Source organism: Fructilactobacillus myrtifloralis (genome assembly GCF_024029335.1).
Taxonomy (GTDB): Bacteria; Bacillota; Bacilli; order Lactobacillales; family Lactobacillaceae; genus Fructilactobacillus; species Fructilactobacillus myrtifloralis.
This window is the reverse complement of record NZ_CP097116.1, coordinates 571,652-585,725: the sequence shown is the minus strand read 5'-3', so window position 1 is coordinate 585,725 and position 14,074 is coordinate 571,652. Positions and strand designations below refer to the sequence as shown.

At 43.9% G+C, this 14,074-nt stretch carries 29 protein-coding genes; all 29 read left to right on the top strand.

Annotated elements, in window-relative coordinates; genetic code table 11:
* Positions 1–174 precede the first annotated feature (174 nt).
* The 29 genes from rpsJ (at position 175) to rplQ (ending at position 14,000) form a co-directional block, all read left to right on the top strand.
* Positions 175–483: a 30S ribosomal protein S10 gene (rpsJ, locus tag M3M35_RS03120; RefSeq protein ID WP_252750542.1), complete on the top strand. Its 309-nt coding sequence runs from the start codon at positions 175–177 to the stop codon at positions 481–483.
* A 29-nt stretch (positions 484–512) separates the two neighbouring features.
* Positions 513–1,148, top strand: coding sequence for a 50S ribosomal protein L3 (rplC, locus tag M3M35_RS03115; protein WP_252750541.1), 636 nt, complete (start codon positions 513–515; stop codon positions 1,146–1,148).
* An 18-nt stretch (positions 1,149–1,166) separates the two neighbouring features.
* Entirely contained in the window at positions 1,167–1,790 is a 624-nt protein-coding gene (gene rplD / locus M3M35_RS03110) for a 50S ribosomal protein L4 (protein ID WP_252750540.1), read from the top strand.
* Positions 1,790–2,077 carry a 50S ribosomal protein L23 gene (gene rplW, locus M3M35_RS03105; RefSeq protein ID WP_252750539.1) on the top strand — a complete coding sequence of 96 codons (288 nt, stop codon included), beginning with the start codon at positions 1,790–1,792 and terminating at the stop codon, positions 2,075–2,077. The genes rplD and rplW overlap by 1 nt, the downstream gene beginning before the upstream one ends.
* Before the next feature lie 24 nt (positions 2,078–2,101).
* Positions 2,102–2,947, top strand: coding sequence for a 50S ribosomal protein L2 (gene rplB / locus M3M35_RS03100; RefSeq protein ID WP_252750538.1), 846 nt, complete (start codon positions 2,102–2,104; stop codon positions 2,945–2,947).
* Between the two features lie 49 nt (positions 2,948–2,996).
* Positions 2,997–3,272, top strand: a complete 276-nt coding sequence (gene rpsS, locus M3M35_RS03095; protein WP_252750537.1) for a 30S ribosomal protein S19 — start codon at positions 2,997–2,999, stop codon at positions 3,270–3,272.
* A gap of 15 nt (positions 3,273–3,287) precedes the next feature.
* On the top strand, positions 3,288–3,644 hold the full coding sequence (rplV, locus tag M3M35_RS03090) for a 50S ribosomal protein L22 (RefSeq protein ID WP_252750536.1): 357 nt from the start codon (positions 3,288–3,290) through the stop codon (positions 3,642–3,644).
* Positions 3,645–3,647: 3 nt separating this feature from the next.
* Positions 3,648–4,310: a 30S ribosomal protein S3 gene (rpsC, locus tag M3M35_RS03085; RefSeq protein ID WP_252750535.1), complete on the top strand. Its 663-nt coding sequence runs from the start codon at positions 3,648–3,650 to the stop codon at positions 4,308–4,310.
* A gap of 2 nt (positions 4,311–4,312) precedes the next feature.
* Positions 4,313–4,747 (top strand): 50S ribosomal protein L16, encoded by a 435-nt coding sequence (gene rplP / locus M3M35_RS03080; RefSeq protein ID WP_252750534.1) that lies wholly within the window; start codon positions 4,313–4,315, stop codon positions 4,745–4,747.
* On the top strand, positions 4,737–4,931 hold the full coding sequence (gene rpmC, locus M3M35_RS03075; protein ID WP_252750533.1) for a 50S ribosomal protein L29: 195 nt from the start codon (positions 4,737–4,739) through the stop codon (positions 4,929–4,931). The genes rplP and rpmC overlap by 11 nt, the downstream gene beginning before the upstream one ends.
* Positions 4,932–4,957: 26 nt before the next feature.
* Complete coding sequence (gene rpsQ, locus M3M35_RS03070) at positions 4,958–5,224, top strand: 30S ribosomal protein S17 (RefSeq protein WP_252750532.1); 267 nt, start codon at positions 4,958–4,960, stop codon at positions 5,222–5,224.
* A gap of 56 nt (positions 5,225–5,280) precedes the next feature.
* Positions 5,281–5,649, top strand: a complete 369-nt coding sequence (rplN, locus tag M3M35_RS03065) for a 50S ribosomal protein L14 (protein ID WP_252750531.1) — start codon at positions 5,281–5,283, stop codon at positions 5,647–5,649.
* Positions 5,650–5,681: 32 nt separating this feature from the next.
* Positions 5,682–5,990, top strand: a complete 309-nt coding sequence (rplX, locus tag M3M35_RS03060) for a 50S ribosomal protein L24 (protein ID WP_252750530.1) — start codon at positions 5,682–5,684, stop codon at positions 5,988–5,990.
* A 31-nt stretch (positions 5,991–6,021) separates the two neighbouring features.
* Positions 6,022–6,564, top strand: a complete 543-nt coding sequence (gene rplE, locus M3M35_RS03055; RefSeq protein ID WP_252750529.1) for a 50S ribosomal protein L5 — start codon at positions 6,022–6,024, stop codon at positions 6,562–6,564.
* 11 nt (positions 6,565–6,575) lie between these two features.
* Entirely contained in the window at positions 6,576–6,761 is a 186-nt protein-coding gene (locus M3M35_RS03050; protein WP_252750528.1) for a type Z 30S ribosomal protein S14, read from the top strand.
* Positions 6,762–6,793: 32 nt separating this feature from the next.
* Positions 6,794–7,192, top strand: a complete 399-nt coding sequence (rpsH, locus tag M3M35_RS03045) for a 30S ribosomal protein S8 (RefSeq protein ID WP_252750527.1) — start codon at positions 6,794–6,796, stop codon at positions 7,190–7,192.
* A 31-nt stretch (positions 7,193–7,223) separates the two neighbouring features.
* Positions 7,224–7,763, top strand: a complete 540-nt coding sequence (gene rplF, locus M3M35_RS03040) for a 50S ribosomal protein L6 (protein ID WP_252750526.1) — start codon at positions 7,224–7,226, stop codon at positions 7,761–7,763.
* A gap of 29 nt (positions 7,764–7,792) precedes the next feature.
* Positions 7,793–8,149, top strand: coding sequence for a 50S ribosomal protein L18 (gene rplR / locus M3M35_RS03035; RefSeq protein ID WP_252750525.1), 357 nt, complete (start codon positions 7,793–7,795; stop codon positions 8,147–8,149).
* A gap of 21 nt (positions 8,150–8,170) precedes the next feature.
* A complete protein-coding gene (rpsE, locus tag M3M35_RS03030) occupies positions 8,171–8,674 on the top strand; it encodes a 30S ribosomal protein S5 (protein ID WP_252750524.1) in 504 nt (167 codons plus the stop codon).
* A gap of 13 nt (positions 8,675–8,687) precedes the next feature.
* Positions 8,688–8,873: a 50S ribosomal protein L30 gene (gene rpmD, locus M3M35_RS03025; protein WP_252750523.1), complete on the top strand. Its 186-nt coding sequence runs from the start codon at positions 8,688–8,690 to the stop codon at positions 8,871–8,873.
* 30 nt (positions 8,874–8,903) lie between these two features.
* Positions 8,904–9,335 carry a 50S ribosomal protein L15 gene (rplO, locus tag M3M35_RS03020; protein ID WP_252750522.1) on the top strand — a complete coding sequence of 144 codons (432 nt, stop codon included), beginning with the start codon at positions 8,904–8,906 and terminating at the stop codon, positions 9,333–9,335.
* Positions 9,335–10,648 carry a preprotein translocase subunit SecY gene (gene secY, locus M3M35_RS03015; RefSeq protein WP_252750521.1) on the top strand — a complete coding sequence of 438 codons (1,314 nt, stop codon included), beginning with the start codon at positions 9,335–9,337 and terminating at the stop codon, positions 10,646–10,648. Before rplO ends, secY begins: the two co-directional genes overlap by 1 nt.
* Positions 10,649–10,667: 19 nt before the next feature.
* Positions 10,668–11,327, top strand: coding sequence for an adenylate kinase (locus M3M35_RS03010; RefSeq protein WP_252750682.1), 660 nt, complete (start codon positions 10,668–10,670; stop codon positions 11,325–11,327).
* 98 nt (positions 11,328–11,425) lie between these two features.
* The gene (infA, locus tag M3M35_RS03005; RefSeq protein ID WP_252750520.1) at positions 11,426–11,644 is read left to right on the top strand and encodes a translation initiation factor IF-1; all 219 of its coding nucleotides are present in this window, start codon (positions 11,426–11,428) and stop codon (positions 11,642–11,644) included.
* A 26-nt stretch (positions 11,645–11,670) separates the two neighbouring features.
* Entirely contained in the window at positions 11,671–11,790 is a 120-nt protein-coding gene (rpmJ, locus tag M3M35_RS03000) for a 50S ribosomal protein L36 (protein ID WP_252750519.1), read from the top strand.
* A gap of 26 nt (positions 11,791–11,816) precedes the next feature.
* On the top strand, positions 11,817–12,167 hold the full coding sequence (gene rpsM, locus M3M35_RS02995; RefSeq protein WP_252750518.1) for a 30S ribosomal protein S13: 351 nt from the start codon (positions 11,817–11,819) through the stop codon (positions 12,165–12,167).
* A gap of 27 nt (positions 12,168–12,194) precedes the next feature.
* On the top strand, positions 12,195–12,581 hold the full coding sequence (rpsK, locus tag M3M35_RS02990; protein WP_252750517.1) for a 30S ribosomal protein S11: 387 nt from the start codon (positions 12,195–12,197) through the stop codon (positions 12,579–12,581).
* A gap of 60 nt (positions 12,582–12,641) precedes the next feature.
* On the top strand, positions 12,642–13,598 hold the full coding sequence (locus tag M3M35_RS02985) for a DNA-directed RNA polymerase subunit alpha (protein ID WP_252750516.1): 957 nt from the start codon (positions 12,642–12,644) through the stop codon (positions 13,596–13,598).
* Positions 13,599–13,619: 21 nt separating this feature from the next.
* Positions 13,620–14,000: a 50S ribosomal protein L17 gene (gene rplQ / locus M3M35_RS02980; RefSeq protein ID WP_252750515.1), complete on the top strand. Its 381-nt coding sequence runs from the start codon at positions 13,620–13,622 to the stop codon at positions 13,998–14,000.
* Positions 14,001–14,074 lie beyond the last annotated feature (74 nt).

Below are 14,074 nucleotides of genomic sequence, written 5' to 3'. Positions count from 1 at the left end.
TTATCAAGTAAGATGGAATAGTGCTTAAATTATAGGGGACAGTGTGCCCTAAATTGAGTAGATAGCGTTGATGTAGAAGGTTGCGGCACACCCGGCCGCTTTGCCATGGCAGGGACGCCGGTAATTTCTACGGAGTTAGTCAATTTTTGGAAAATAGACGAAGGAGGGATAATTATGGCAAAAGAAAAAATTCGTATCCGGTTGAAAGCTTACGAACACCGCAGTTTAGATCAAGCTGCTGACAAGATTGTAGCAACGGCACAAAGAACTGGGGCCAACATTTCTGGTCCAATTCCACTGCCAACGGAAAGAGCTTTATACACTGTGTTAGCATCACCATTTAAATACAGTAAGGCTCAGGAACAATTCGAAATGTTAACCCACAAGCGGTTAATTGATATTTTGAACCCCACTCCAAAGACGGTCGACTCATTAATGAAGTTAGACTTGCCTAGTGGTGTGGATATCGAAATCAAACTTTAATTTAATTACAAAATATTGGAGGTGTACTCATGACCAAAAAAGGAATCTTAGGGAAAAAGGTCGGCATGACGCAAGTGTTTGCTGACAACGGTGAGCTGGTACCAGTAACTGTTGTTGATGTAACGCCAAACGTTGTTTTACAAGTTAAAAACAACGAAACGGACGGTTACGAAGCAATCCAACTTGGGTTTGACGACAAACGTTCAGTATTAAGCAACAAGCCTGAACAAGGTCATGTTAAAAAGGCAAATACTACTCCTAAGCGCTTCATTCGTGAAATCAGCGATGTCGACTTAGGAGACTACAAAGTTGGTGACGAAGTTAAGGCTGACACATTCGCAGCTGGTGACATCGTTGACGTTACGGGTACTACTAAAGGTCATGGTTACCAAGGTAACATCCACAAAGATGGTCAACGCCGTGGACCGGCTACGCACGGTTCCCGTTACCACCGTCGCCCTGGTTCATTAGGGGTTATCATTAACCGCGTGGTTAAAGGTATGAAATTACCTGGTCGGATGGGTAACAAAACGGTTACCATTCAAAACCTTGAAATCGTTAAGGCTGACGTTGAAAACAACGTCTTATTGATCAAAGGAAACGTTCCAGGTGCTAACAAAACCCTAGTAACTGTTCGGACAGCTGCTAGCGAATCAAGAAAATAAAGAAAGGAGGAACCGTAAATGACAAGCGTATCATTATATAAACAAGATGGAAGTAAAAATGGTGAAGTGGAATTAAACGAAGCCATTTTCAACATTGAACCCAACGAAGCCGTTGTCTTCGACACAGTGGTAATGCAACGCGCTTCCCTCCGCCAAGGAACCAACGGAACTAAGTCCAGAGGTCAAGTTCGTGGTGGTGGAAAGAAACCATGGAGACAAAAGGGAACTGGTCGTGCTCGTCAAGGTTCAATTCGGTCACCACAATGGGTTGGTGGAGGAGTTGTCTTCGGACCACAAGCTCGTTCATACAGCTACCACTTACCAAAGAAGGTTACGAGATTAGCTGTTAAATCAGTACTCTCTGAAAAAGTTGCTAACGGTGATTTACTCGTAGTTGATTCTCTAAGCTTTGATGCACCAAAGACGAAGGAATTTGCTAGCCTGTTGAAGAATCTTGATGCAGCTACGAAAACGCTAGTAGTTTTGGAAGACGGTAACGACAATGCAGCTCGTTCAGCACGGAACCTTGATAACGTTAAAGTTATTAGTGGTAAAGGGGTTAACGCCTTAGACGTCTTGAACAGTCAAAAAGTTATCATTACCAAAGCTGCTCTTTCTCAAGTAGAGGAGGTGCTCGCATAATGGATGCACGAGATATTATTTTACGTCCGGTCATCACCGAAGCTTCAACCGACCGGATGGACGAAAAGAAGTACACATTTGATGTTGATTTACGAGCAAACAAAAACCAAGTTCGCGACGCGGTTGCAGAAATATTCGGCGTTAAGGTTAAAAAAGTGAACTTGATGAACGTGCGCGGGAAAGAAAAACGTCAGGGTCGTTACGTTGGTTTTACCAAGAAACGGAAGAAAGCAATCGTAACGCTCACCAACGATTCAGACGAAATCAAATTATTCTCTGAAGAATAACTCATAGAATAGGAGGGAAACAACGTGGCTTTAAAGAAATATAAACCAACCACTAACGGTCGGCGGAATATGACGAGCATTGACTACAGCCAAATTACGACGAACAAGCCGGAAAAGAGCTTAGTTGCTGCAAACTCCAAGACTGCTGGTCGGAACAACTCCGGTCGCATGACTGTTCGTCACCGTGGTGGTGGAAACAAACACAAGTACCGTGTGATTGATTTCAAACGGAACCATGATGATGTGCCAGCAACTGTAAAGACGATCGAATACGATCCTAACCGGAGCGCTAACATTGCGTTAGTTGTTTACGAAGATGGGATTAAATCGTACATCTTAGCTCCTAAGGGCTTGAAGGTCGGCGATGTTGTCGAATCTGGAAAAGATGTTGACATCAAGATCGGAAACACGTTGGCATTACAAGATATTCCAGTGGGTAGTACCATTCACAATATCGAATTAAAACCTGGTAAGGGTGGCCAATTGGCTCGTTCTGCTGGAAACTCGGCTCAATTATTGAGTAACGAACCTGGTAGCAAGTACTCCTTGGTTAAATTACCTTCTGGGGAAGTTCGGATGATCCTGTCCGTTTGTCGTGCCACGATTGGAACGGTTGGAAACGAAGAACATTCCTTAATCAACTGGGGGAAAGCCGGACGGACTCGTTACCGTGGTCAACGGCCTCACGTTCGTGGATCAGTAATGAACCCGAATGATCACCCCCATGGTGGTGGGGAAGGGAAAGCCCCAATCGGTTACCCATCTCCATTATCTCCATGGCACAAAAAGACTGCTGGGAAGAAAACCCGGAAGAAGACTGCACGTTCAAGCAAGTTTATTGTACGTCGTCGTAAAGGCTCCAAGATGTAAGTTAATTGCAGCTTGAGCACCATCAGTACATGAAGAGGAGGTTTCATTAATGAGTCGTAGTTTAAAGAAGGGACCATTTGCCGACCAATCACTCTTAAAGAAGATTGACGCGCAAAAAGACCAAGAAAAGAAAACGGTTATCAAGACTTGGTCACGTCGTTCGACGATTTTCCCAAGTTTCATTGGATACACTATCTCAGTTTACAACGGTAGACATCATGTCCCAGTGTTCATCCAAGAAGACATGGTAGGCCACAAACTTGGTGAATTCGTACCAACTCGGACATTCCACGGTCACGGAAATACCGACAAAAAAACTGTATAACAAGGAGGATATCTAATGGCTGAACAAGTTACATCAGCAAAAGCAATCGCTAAAACTGTTCGCATTGCCCCTCGTAAGGTCCGCCTTGTTTTAGATCTTATTAGAGGCAAGCAGGTTGCAGAAGCAACTTCAATCTTGAAGTTCACTCCCCGCGGGGCATCTCCCGTTGTGGAAAAAGTGTTACGCTCTGCCGTTGCTAACGCAGAAAACAACTTTGATCTTGACGGTCAAACCTTGGTTGTAAGCGAAGCTTATGCCGACGAAGGACCAACCTTAAAACGGTTCCGTCCCCGGGCAAAAGGTTCTGCTTCTCCCATCAACAAACGTACTAGTCACATCACAATCGTAGTATCAGAACAAAAGGAGGGATAGAACATGGGTCAAAAAATTAATCCGAATGGTTTACGAATTGGTGTTACCCGTGGTTGGCAAGCACAATGGTTTGCAAATGACGATAAATTCGCTTCATACTTAAATGAAGATTTGAAGATTCGTGGCTACCTCGAAAAACGCTTAGCGGACGCTTCCGTATCAGAAATTGATATCGAACGGGCTGCTAAACGGGTTAACATCTCGATTCACACTGCTAAGCCAGGAATGGTGATTGGTAAGGGTGGATCAGAAGTTGAAAGCTTACGGCAAGCCTTGAACAAGTTAACGGGTCGCCGTGTGCACATCAACATCGTGGAAGTTAAGAAACCAGATCTCGAAGCTGACTTAGTTGGAGAAAACATCGCTCGTCAACTAGAAGGTCGGGTAGCATTCCGTCGGGCAATGCGCCAAGCAATGAAGGGCGTTATGCGGGCTGGTGCCACTGGGGTTAAAACTCAATCAGCTGGCCGTTTGAACGGAGCTGACATGGCTCGGATCGAAAGTTATTCAGAAGGTCGGGTTCCGCTGCACACGTTACGTGCTGACATCGACTACTCATGGAACGAAGCCCACACTACTTATGGTTCAATTGGTGTGAAAACTTGGATTAACCGTGGTGAAGTTTTACCTGACAAACCTGAGGAAAATCGTAAGGGAGGTAAGTAAACATGCTTGTACCAAAACGTGTTAAGCACCGTCGTGAACACCGTGGTAAATTACGCGGTCACTCAAAGGGCGGAAACAGCGTTGCTTTCGGTGAATATGGTTTACAAGCCATTGATTCACATTGGATTACTAACAGACAAATTGAAGCTTGCCGAATTGCCATTACTCGTTGCATGAAGCGTGGGGGAAAAGTTTGGATCAAAATTTTCCCCCAAAAGTCATACACGGAAAAAGGTATTGGAGTTCGAATGGGTAAAGGGAAAGGTAGTCCAGCTGGATGGGTTGCTCCCGTTAAGCGCGGTAAGGTACTTTTCGAAGTTGCCGGTGTTAACGAAGAGACTGCCATTAAAGCCTTGACTTTAGCTTCAAACAAGTTGCCAATTCGTACTAAGATTATTAAACGTGAGGAAGTAGGTGGCGAATCAAATGAAGGCTAAAGAAATTAGTAAGTTAACCACTGACGAAATGCGTGCTAAGGAACAAGATTACAAAAAGGAATTGTTCAATCTTCGGTTTCAATTAGCCACTGGTCAATTGGAAAACACCGCTCGTTTGAGAACTGTCCGGAAGACCATCGCCCGGCTCAAAACAGCTTTGCGGCAAAAGGAATTAAATCAATAAAATCCGAGAAAAGGAGGGTTATGTAGATGAGCGCAGAACGTAATGAACGTAAGAGATACAGAGGTCGAGTTGTTTCTGACAAAATGGACAAAACCATCACGGTTGCCGTTGAAACGACTAAAACACATCCAACTTATGGTAAGCGGATCAAATACACCAAGAAGTACAAAGCGCGCGATGAAAACAATCGGGCTAAGATGAACGATATTGTTGAAATCATGGAAACACGGCCATTATCGAAGTCGGTCCACTTCCGTCTCGTTGATGTTGTTGAAGAAGCCGTTATTATCTAGCTTTGTGTCGCTTGATCGTATTTTGATTTTAAAGCTGAAGGGAGGACACACTTACTATGATCCAACAAGAAAGTCGTTTGAAGGTTGCCGATAACTCTGGTGCCCGCGAACTTTTAACTATCAAAGTTTTAGGTGGTTCACGAGTTCGTTATGCTGGAATTGGTGACGTAATTGTTGCTACTGTTAAACAAGCAACACCAGGTGGCGTTGTCAAAAAAGGGGACGTGGTTAAAGCAGTTATCGTAAGAACTAAGGCGGTTTCCCGTCGTAATGATGGTTCCTACATTCGTTTTGATGAAAACGCCGCTGTTTTGGTTAACGATGATAAGAGCCCGAAAGGTACCCGTATTTTTGGACCGGTTGCTCGTGAATTACGGAATAACAATTTTATGAAGATCGTTTCATTAGCGCCTGAAGTTCTTTAATCCAATCACAAAAATAAGGAGGTGCCAGATTAATGTTCTTAAAAACTGGTGACAAAGTGCGCGTAATCGCTGGAAAAGACAAGGGAAAAGATGGCAAAATCACCCAAGTACTTGCTGCCGATAACCGTGTAGTTGTTGAAGGAATCAACAAAGTAAAGAAGCATGAAAAAGCTTCGCAAGGAAACCCCCAAGGTGGTGTTTTCGACGTTGAAGCACCAATCAGTGCCTCAAACGTAATGTTAATCGACCCATCAACTAACGAACCAACTCGGGTTGGCATCGAAGTTAAAGATGGTAAAAAAGTTCGTATTTCAAAGAAATCACACAAAGCAATCGACTAACGATTGTCAGTGAAAGGAGGAAACAATTCGCATGTCTACTCGTTTAGAAGAAAGATATAAGAAAGAAATTCTCCCAGCACTAGTAGAAAAATTCAACTATTCATCAATTATGCAAGGACCAAAACTTGAAAAAATTGTTTTGAATATGGGTGTTGGTGATGCAGTAACAAATTCGAAGAACCTAGATGAGGCCGTTAACGAACTAACGTTAATTTCTGGTCAAAAACCGTTGGTTACGAAAGCTAAGAAATCGATTGCCGCTTTCCGTCTGCGGGAAGGAATGCCAATCGGAGCTAAAGTAACCCTCCGCGGTGACAAAATGTACGACTTCTTGGACAAATTAATCAACGTGTCCTTACCACGAGTTCGTGACTTCCACGGGGTGCCTAACCGCTCCTTTGATGGTCGGGGGAACTACACGGTGGGAATTAAAGAACAATTGATTTTCCCAGAAATTAACTACGATGACGTTAACCGAGTACGTGGGTTAGATATCGTGCTGGTAACGACCGCTAAAACTGATGAAGAAGGCCACGAATTGCTCAAACAATTTGGAATGCCTTTCGCTAAATAGGAGGTTTTAATTTGGCTAAAAAATCGATGGTAGAAAAGAACAAGCGTCCAGCTAAGTTCTCTACTCAAAACTACACTCGTTGCGAACGTTGTGGTCGACCTCGTGCGGTTTACCAAAAGTTCCACTTATGCCGGGTTTGCTTACGTCAACTTGCCCACCGGGGTCAAATTCCTGGCATGAAGAAAGCTAGTTGGTAGAAAAAACAAACTAAAAGGGAGGTTCCACGCTAATGGCAATGACAGATCCAATTGCAGACTTTTTAACTCGAATTCGGAATGCCAACATGGCACGCCATACTTCAGTTGATGTACCTGCATCAAAAATTAAACGTAATATTGCTGAAATCTTGAAGCGCGAAGGATTTATCAGTCGGGTTGAATACATCGAAGACGATAAACAAGGCGTAATCCGGGTTTTCCTCAAATATGGAAAAAACGACGAACGCGTTATTTCGGGCTTGAAACGGATTTCAAAGCCTGGTTTACGTTCGTACGTTAAATCAGATGATGTTCCTAAGGTCTTGAACGGTTTAGGGATTGCAATCATCTCAACTTCAAATGGAGTTATCACTGACAAAGAAGCTCGCGACAAAAAAGTCGGTGGCGAAGTGTTAGCTTACGTTTGGTAATAATCACAACGGAAATGGAGGTGTTTAACAGATGAGTAGAATTGGTTACAAAACAGTTGAAATCCCAGAAGGGGTTACGATCTCTCAAAACGGCGACCAAGTGACCGTTAAGGGTCCTAAGGGTGAATTAACGGCAACTTTCTCTCCAATGGTGGAAATGAAGGTTAACGGTAACGAAGTTAACTTCGAACCAGCTGGTAAGTACGACAACAAAATGCGCGCAATGCACGGAACTTCACGTGCCAACTTCAACAACATGGTTGAAGGAGTTGCTAACGGATTTAAGAAGAACCTTAAGTTAGTTGGGGTTGGATACCGGACCCAATTAAAGGGGAAGACCTTAATTTTAAACGTTGGTTACTCAAACCCCGTTGAAGTACCACTTCCAGAAGATCTTGACGTGCAAGTTCCTGACAACACGACGATTCAAATCGAAGGAATTAACAAACAACACGTTGGTGATTTTGCCGCTAAAGTCCGGGCTATTCGTTCCCCAGAACCTTACAAAGGGAAAGGGATTCGTTACGAAGGCGAACGGATTGTGCTTAAAGAAGGTAAGACTGGTAAGTAGTTTTTAAACAGATAATAGAGGTGACTATTTTGATTTCAAAACCAAGCAAAAACAAAACACGAAAGGTAAGACATGCTCGTGTTCGTAGTAAAATTGCTGGTACTGCTGAGTGCCCACGTTTAGACGTTTTCCGTTCTAACAAAAACATCTACGCTCAAGTAATTGATGACGTAGCGGGTGTAACGCTAGCTAGTGCCTCAACTCTTGACAAAGAAGTAACTGGAAGCAACAAGACGGAACAAGCGAACAGCGTTGGAAAGTTAGTTGCTGACCGGGCTACTGCCAAAAACATCAAAAAAGTTGTTTTTGACCGTGGTGGTTACTTATACCATGGTCGTGTGGCTGCCTTAGCATCTGGCGCTCGCGAAAATGGACTCGAATTTTAATCAAAGGAGGAAGACACTCGCATGGCTAAATTTATTGATCCGAACAAATTGGATTTAGATGATAATGTTGTTGCCATCAACCGGATTACAAAGGTTGTTAAAGGTGGACGTCGGCTACGGTTTGCTGCCCTAGCTGTTGTTGGTGACAAAAATGGTCACGTTGGTTTTGGAACTGGAAAAGCGCAAGAAGTTCCAGAAGCCATTCGGAAGGCCGTTGAAGCTGCTAAGAAGAACTTGATCGAAGTTCCAATCGTTGGAACGACGATTCCCCACGAAATCGTTGGAGTTTACGGTGGGGGTAAGATTATGTTAAAACCAGCCGAAGAAGGTTCTGGAGTAGCTGCTGGTGGTGCCGTTCGTGCCGTTATGGATTTAGCGGGAATCAACGATGTTACCAGTAAACGACTTGGTTCTGACACAGCAATCAACGTTATCCGGGCAACTTTCGAAGGGCTAAAGGGACTGAAGAGTGCTACTGAAGTTTCAGAACTTCGTGGTGTTTCCGCAGACCACTTAGCTGAATAAGGAGGAGATACAGATGGCTCAATTAAAGATTACTTTAGTTCACAGTGCTGCTCATCGTCTTCCCAAACAACGTAAGATTGTGGAAGCATTAGGATTAGGCCGGATTAACAGTAGTGTAATCAAGCCCGATAATGCAGCAACGCGGGGAGCATTATTCAAAATTGCTCACCTAGTTGACGTTGAACAAGTTAAGGATTAATTACATTTAAAGTAAGAGGAGGTGCAATTCATGAAGTTAGACGAATTAAAAGCTGCTGAAGGTTCACGTTCCGAACGGACTCGGAAGGGTCGTGGTCGTTCCAGCAAGGGTAAAACGTCTGGTCGGGGACAAAAAGGACAAAAAGCCCGTGGCAAAACCCGTTTAGGTTTTGAAGGGGGCCAAATGCCTTTGTACCGTCGGATTCCGAAACGCGGATTCACTAACATTCACCGCAAGGACATTGTGATCGTGAACGTTAATGAACTGAACGCGTTTGACAACGGTGCCGAAGTAACTCCTGAAGCATTAGTAGAAACTGGCATTATCCGGAACCTCAAGGACGGAATTAAGGTGCTTGGTAACGGTCAACTTGACAAACAGTTGACGGTTCAAGCCAACAAGTTCTCTGCAAGTGCGAAAAAAGCAATTGAAGATGCCGGCGGTAAAGCTGAGGTGATCTAATGTTATCAACCTTAAAAAGTGCATTCCAAGACAAAGGCATTCGGAACAAAATTTTGTTCACGCTGTTTGTTCTCGCTGTGTTTCGACTGGGTGCTTACATTACAGTCCCAGGGATTAACGCAAAGGCACTTCAAGAAGTTGCTTCTTCTGGGTTAGTTAACGTTTTGAACATGTTCAGTGGTGGAGGTTTAACTAACTATTCGATCTTTGCGATGGGAGTTTCACCTTACATTACTGCTCAAATTGTGGTTCAGTTATTACAAATGGACATCGTTCCAAAGTTTGTGGAATGGGGGAAGCAGGGAGAAGTTGGACGCTTAAAGCTTGATAAAGTGACCAAGCGGCTGACCGTCTTTCTCGCCTTTGCCCAGTCAATTGGAATTACGGCCGGTTTTAACGCTTTAAGTAGTTTAAAACTGGTGCAAAACCCCGGGATTGGAACTTACATTAGTATTGGTCTGATCCTGACCGCCGGAACCATGTTAACCACTTGGATGGGAGACATGATTACCGACAAGGGAGTTGGGCAAGGAGTTTCCATGATTATCTTTGCCGGAATTGTTGCCAACATCCCCACTGGATTTGACAGCATTTACCGGGATTACATTCAGGGAACGGCCATGGATCAAATGTGGGAACCCGCCCTCTTCATCGTGGCGTTGATCATCATTATGCTGATCATCGTGACCTTTGTGACCTGGGTGCAACAAGCCGAACGTCGGATTCCAATTCAATACACGCGGCGGGCCGCTGGGTCAGCTGATTCCAGTTACCTGCCCCTCAAGGTGAACGTTGCGGGAGTGATTCCCGTCATCTTTGCCAGTGCCTTTATCTCAACGCCCCAAACGATCCTAATGTTCTTTACGAAGAACTACGGTGAGTCGGGCTGGTTCAAATTCTTATCAGAATTGTTTAACATGCAAACTCCAATGGGAGCGACCTTTTACACGATTCTGATTGTGGTCTTCACGTTCTTCTACGCCTTTGTGCAGGTTAATCCGCAAAAACTGGCTGAAAACTTGCAAAAGCAGGGGAGTTACATTCCTGGTGTCTGGCCCGGTCGGGGAACGCAGGATTACGTTTCGCGGTTATTGATGCGGTTAAGTACGATTGGGGCATTATTCTTAGGGGTCGTTTCGATTATCCCGTTGATTGCCCAAAACGTCTGGAACTTAAATAGTTCAATTGGACTCGGTGGAACCAACCTCCTGATTATTGTGGGAGTAACCATCGAATTCATGAACCAAATCAAGGGTTTAACCATGCGGCAAGAATATACCGGGTTCATTCAAAATGATCCCAAGGCAAAGTAGGAGGCACAAACGAATGTCAATGAATTTGTTGATTATGGGTCTTCCCGGTGCTGGGAAGGGTACGCAAGCTGATTTTATTGTAGAGCAATATGGGATTCCTCATATTTCCACCGGAGACATCTTCCGGGCTGCAATTAAGCAACAAACGCCGTTGGGAGTGAAAGCCCAAACGTACATTGATCGCGGGGACTTAGTTCCAGATGACGTGACCTGTGGGATCGTTGAGGAACGCTTACAACAACCTGATACCCAACCTGGGTACTTGTTGGACGGATTTCCCCGGACCATTGTTCAGGCCGAACAACTAGAAAAGATGACCACCAAGTTAGCCAAACCACTCGATGCGGTGTTAAACATTGATGTTGATCCGCAAACCCTCGTGGAACGGTTGTCTGGTCGGTTCATTTGTAAAAACTGTGGTGCTACTTATCATAAATTGTACAAAAAGCCTCGTGTTGAAGGTACGTGTGATGTTTGTGGTGGACATGTCTTTTACCAACGAAGCGATGACAAGCCGGAAACCGTGAAGAATCGGTTAGATGTTAATTTAAAGATGAATACCCCATTAATTGACTTCTATTCGAAACGCAAGTTGTTGCACACGGTGGATGGGAACCAAGCCATCGCGGAGGTTACTAAGGAAATCAATCAAGTGTTGTCTCAATTGCAAACCAAATAACAGCTTCGTTGTCGAATGCCTGCTAATATGCTATATTGGTAGGTATTGGGAACGGTTTTTAGAGCGGATTTGATTGATTTAAATTTTGGAGGATTGTTGTGTCGAAAGATAACGTAATTGAAATCGAAGGAAAAATTACCGAAACGTTACCAAACGCCATGTTTCGGGTCGAACTTGAAAACGGCCACGAAATCTTAGCGCATGTTTCTGGTAAGATTAGAATGCATTACATTAAGATACTTCCAGGAGACCGGGTAACTGTTGAGATGTCACCATATGATTTAACCAAAGGTCGCATTACTTATCGGTTTAAGTAAGACCTTTTATCTAGGAGGGTTATAAAATGAAAGTAAGACCATCAGTAAAAAAGATGTGCGAAAACTGCAAGATTATTAAGCGCAAGGGTCGAGTAATGGTAATTTGCTCAGCCAACGCTAAGCACAAACAACGCCAAGGAAAATAAGACTAAATTAGAGGAGGTGGACATTAATGGCTCGTATTGCCGGAGTAGATTTACCACGTAACAAGCGTGTTGTCATTGCCCTGACTTACATTTACGGAGTTGGTAACACAACTGCCCAAAAAGTGTTGCAACAAGCTGGGGTTTCAGAAGACGTTCGGACGCAAGACTTAACTCCTGAACAAGAAGATAAGATCCGGGTTGCTCTCGATGAATACACAATCGAAGGTGACTTGCGTCGTGAAGTTAGCATGAACATCAAACGGCTCTCAGAAATCGGTTCATACCGTGGTTTGCGTCACCGTCGTGGTTTGCCTTCGAGAGGTCAACACACGAAGAATAACGCTCGGACCAGAAAAGGTAAGAGAACGAAAAAATAATAATTAAAAAGGAGGTTATCAGTCCCTATGGTTAAGAAGAATACTCGCAAACGGAAAGCAAGAAAGCACGTTGAAGCTGGTGTGGCTCACATTCACTCAACGTTCAACAACACCTTAGTAATGATTACTGACGTTCAAGGAAACGCGATCGCTTGGTCATCTGCTGGTGCATTAGGTTTCCGTGGTAGTCGTAAATCAACTCCATTTGCTGCTCAAATGGCTGCTGAAGCTGCCGCAAAAGCAGCAATGGAACATGGTATGAAGACTGTGGAAGTTGCAGTTAAGGGGCCTGGTTCAGGTCGTGAATCTGCAATTCGGGCTTTACAAACAACTGGACTGGAAGTTGCCGCAATTCGTGACGTTACTCCAGTTCCTCATAACGGTTGCCGTCCTCCAAAACGTCGTCGAGTTTAATATTAATGCAAGCTCATTGTGTAATAGACTCAACGCTGTTTGAAAGGGGTAGAAGTTAGAATGATTGAATTTGAAAAGCCAAACATTCACAAAATTGAAGAAACAAATAACTATGGTGAAGTAGTTGTCGAACCATTAGAACGTGGCTACGGGACAACCTTAGGGAACTCTTTGCGACGAGTTTTACTAGCTTCTTTACCAGGCGCTGCAGTTACTAGTGTTCAAATTGATGGTGTTTTACACGAATTCTCAACCGTTAAAGGGGTTACTGAGGATGTCACAAAGATCATTTTGAACTTGAAAAAGTTGAAATTGAAAATTGACAGTGAAGACGATCAAAACGAAACCCACACGATGAGTGTGAACGTTACTGGTCCGGCCGATGTAACTGGGGCTGACCTCGTCACTGACAGTGATACCACGATTTTGAATCCCGATTTGCACATTGCAACGGTTGCTGAGGGTGCTACTTTACACATGACGGTAACGGCTAACAAGGGCCGTGGTTATGTATCAGCTGAAGAAAACAAAGCTAGAAATGACGAAATGCCAATTGGCGTGTTACCAGTCGATTCTATCTATACCCCAATCGAACGTGTTAACTATCAGGTTGAAGATACGCGTGTTGGACAGCGTGATGACTTTGATAAATTGACTCTCGATGTTTGGACTAATGGTTCAATTACTCCTTCCGAAGCGATTAGCTTGGCAGCTAAAGTGTTATCACAACACTTAGAAATGTTCGTGGACCTCACGGACAAGGCCCAACAAGCTAACGTCATGGTGGAAAAAGAAGAAAGCCATAAAGAAAAAATGCTCGAAATGTCAATTGAAGAATTGGATCTTTCCGTTCGTTCTTACAATTGTTTAAAACGAGCTGGAATTAATACCGTGCAAGAATTAACCGATAAATCCATGGCTGACATGATGAAAGTTCGCAACCTCGGACGCAAGTCCCTGGAAGAAATCGAACAGAAGCTGGAAGGGCTTGGATTATCATTTCGTAAAGAAGACTAATTAAAAAGGAGGCTCCCACTTATGAGTTATCGTAAATTTGGTCGCGAAAAAGGCCCTCGTCGTGCTATGCTTCGTAACTTGACTACTGAATTAATCGTCAACGATCGGATCGAAACGACCGAAGCTAAAGCAAAGACGGTTAGATCATTAGCCGAACAAATGGTGACGTTAGGTAAGAAGGGTGACTTAGCTGCACGTCGGCGGGCTGCTGCTTACTTACAAAACACGATTGCCGATGTAAAAGAAGACGGCGATGACATCAAAGTTACTACGGCATTACAAAAATTGTTTGATGAACTCGCACCTAAGTATCAAGATCGTCAAGGTGGTTACACCCGGATTTTGAAGACGATGCCACGTCGTGGTGATGGTGCACAAATGGTTATCTTAGAATTTGTTTAATGATTAGGTTGCCCTAATTTCATATTTTCACTGAATCACTAAGGTTGAGGTATAAAGCGTTATGATGATGGAAG

Bases quoted from the DNA above. Each gene is read 5' to 3' on its own strand.
- rplP (WP_252750534.1), top strand. From the start codon at position 4,313: ATGCTTGTACCAAAACGTGTTAAGCACCGTCGTGAACACCGTGGTAAA.
- M3M35_RS03010 (WP_252750682.1), top strand. From the start codon at position 10,668: ATGAATTTGTTGATTATGGGTCTTCCCGGTGCTGGGAAGGGTACGCAA.
- rpsK (WP_252750517.1), top strand. From the start codon at position 12,195: ATGGTTAAGAAGAATACTCGCAAACGGAAAGCAAGAAAGCACGTTGAA.
- rplD (WP_252750540.1), top strand. From the start codon at position 1,167: ATGACAAGCGTATCATTATATAAACAAGATGGAAGTAAAAATGGTGAA.
- rplF (WP_252750526.1), top strand. From the start codon at position 7,224: ATGAGTAGAATTGGTTACAAAACAGTTGAAATCCCAGAAGGGGTTACG.
- rplE (WP_252750529.1), top strand. From the start codon at position 6,022: ATGTCTACTCGTTTAGAAGAAAGATATAAGAAAGAAATTCTCCCAGCA.
- rplO (WP_252750522.1), top strand. From the start codon at position 8,904: ATGAAGTTAGACGAATTAAAAGCTGCTGAAGGTTCACGTTCCGAACGG.
- secY (WP_252750521.1), top strand. From the start codon at position 9,335: ATGTTATCAACCTTAAAAAGTGCATTCCAAGACAAAGGCATTCGGAAC.
- rplN (WP_252750531.1), top strand. From the start codon at position 5,281: ATGATCCAACAAGAAAGTCGTTTGAAGGTTGCCGATAACTCTGGTGCC.
- rpsQ (WP_252750532.1), top strand. From the start codon at position 4,958: ATGAGCGCAGAACGTAATGAACGTAAGAGATACAGAGGTCGAGTTGTT.
- rpsM (WP_252750518.1), top strand. From the start codon at position 11,817: ATGGCTCGTATTGCCGGAGTAGATTTACCACGTAACAAGCGTGTTGTC.
- rpsS (WP_252750537.1), top strand. From the start codon at position 2,997: ATGAGTCGTAGTTTAAAGAAGGGACCATTTGCCGACCAATCACTCTTA.
- rpmC (WP_252750533.1), top strand. From the start codon at position 4,737: ATGAAGGCTAAAGAAATTAGTAAGTTAACCACTGACGAAATGCGTGCT.
- rpsH (WP_252750527.1), top strand. From the start codon at position 6,794: ATGGCAATGACAGATCCAATTGCAGACTTTTTAACTCGAATTCGGAAT.
- rplV (WP_252750536.1), top strand. From the start codon at position 3,288: ATGGCTGAACAAGTTACATCAGCAAAAGCAATCGCTAAAACTGTTCGC.
- rpmJ (WP_252750519.1), top strand. From the start codon at position 11,671: ATGAAAGTAAGACCATCAGTAAAAAAGATGTGCGAAAACTGCAAGATT.
- rpmD (WP_252750523.1), top strand. From the start codon at position 8,688: ATGGCTCAATTAAAGATTACTTTAGTTCACAGTGCTGCTCATCGTCTT.
- rpsE (WP_252750524.1), top strand. From the start codon at position 8,171: ATGGCTAAATTTATTGATCCGAACAAATTGGATTTAGATGATAATGTT.
- M3M35_RS02985 (WP_252750516.1), top strand. From the start codon at position 12,642: ATGATTGAATTTGAAAAGCCAAACATTCACAAAATTGAAGAAACAAAT.
- rplX (WP_252750530.1), top strand. From the start codon at position 5,682: ATGTTCTTAAAAACTGGTGACAAAGTGCGCGTAATCGCTGGAAAAGAC.
- rplW (WP_252750539.1), top strand. From the start codon at position 1,790: ATGGATGCACGAGATATTATTTTACGTCCGGTCATCACCGAAGCTTCA.
- rplC (WP_252750541.1), top strand. From the start codon at position 513: ATGACCAAAAAAGGAATCTTAGGGAAAAAGGTCGGCATGACGCAAGTG.
- rpsC (WP_252750535.1), top strand. From the start codon at position 3,648: ATGGGTCAAAAAATTAATCCGAATGGTTTACGAATTGGTGTTACCCGT.
- rpsJ (WP_252750542.1), top strand. From the start codon at position 175: ATGGCAAAAGAAAAAATTCGTATCCGGTTGAAAGCTTACGAACACCGC.
- rplQ (WP_252750515.1), top strand. From the start codon at position 13,620: ATGAGTTATCGTAAATTTGGTCGCGAAAAAGGCCCTCGTCGTGCTATG.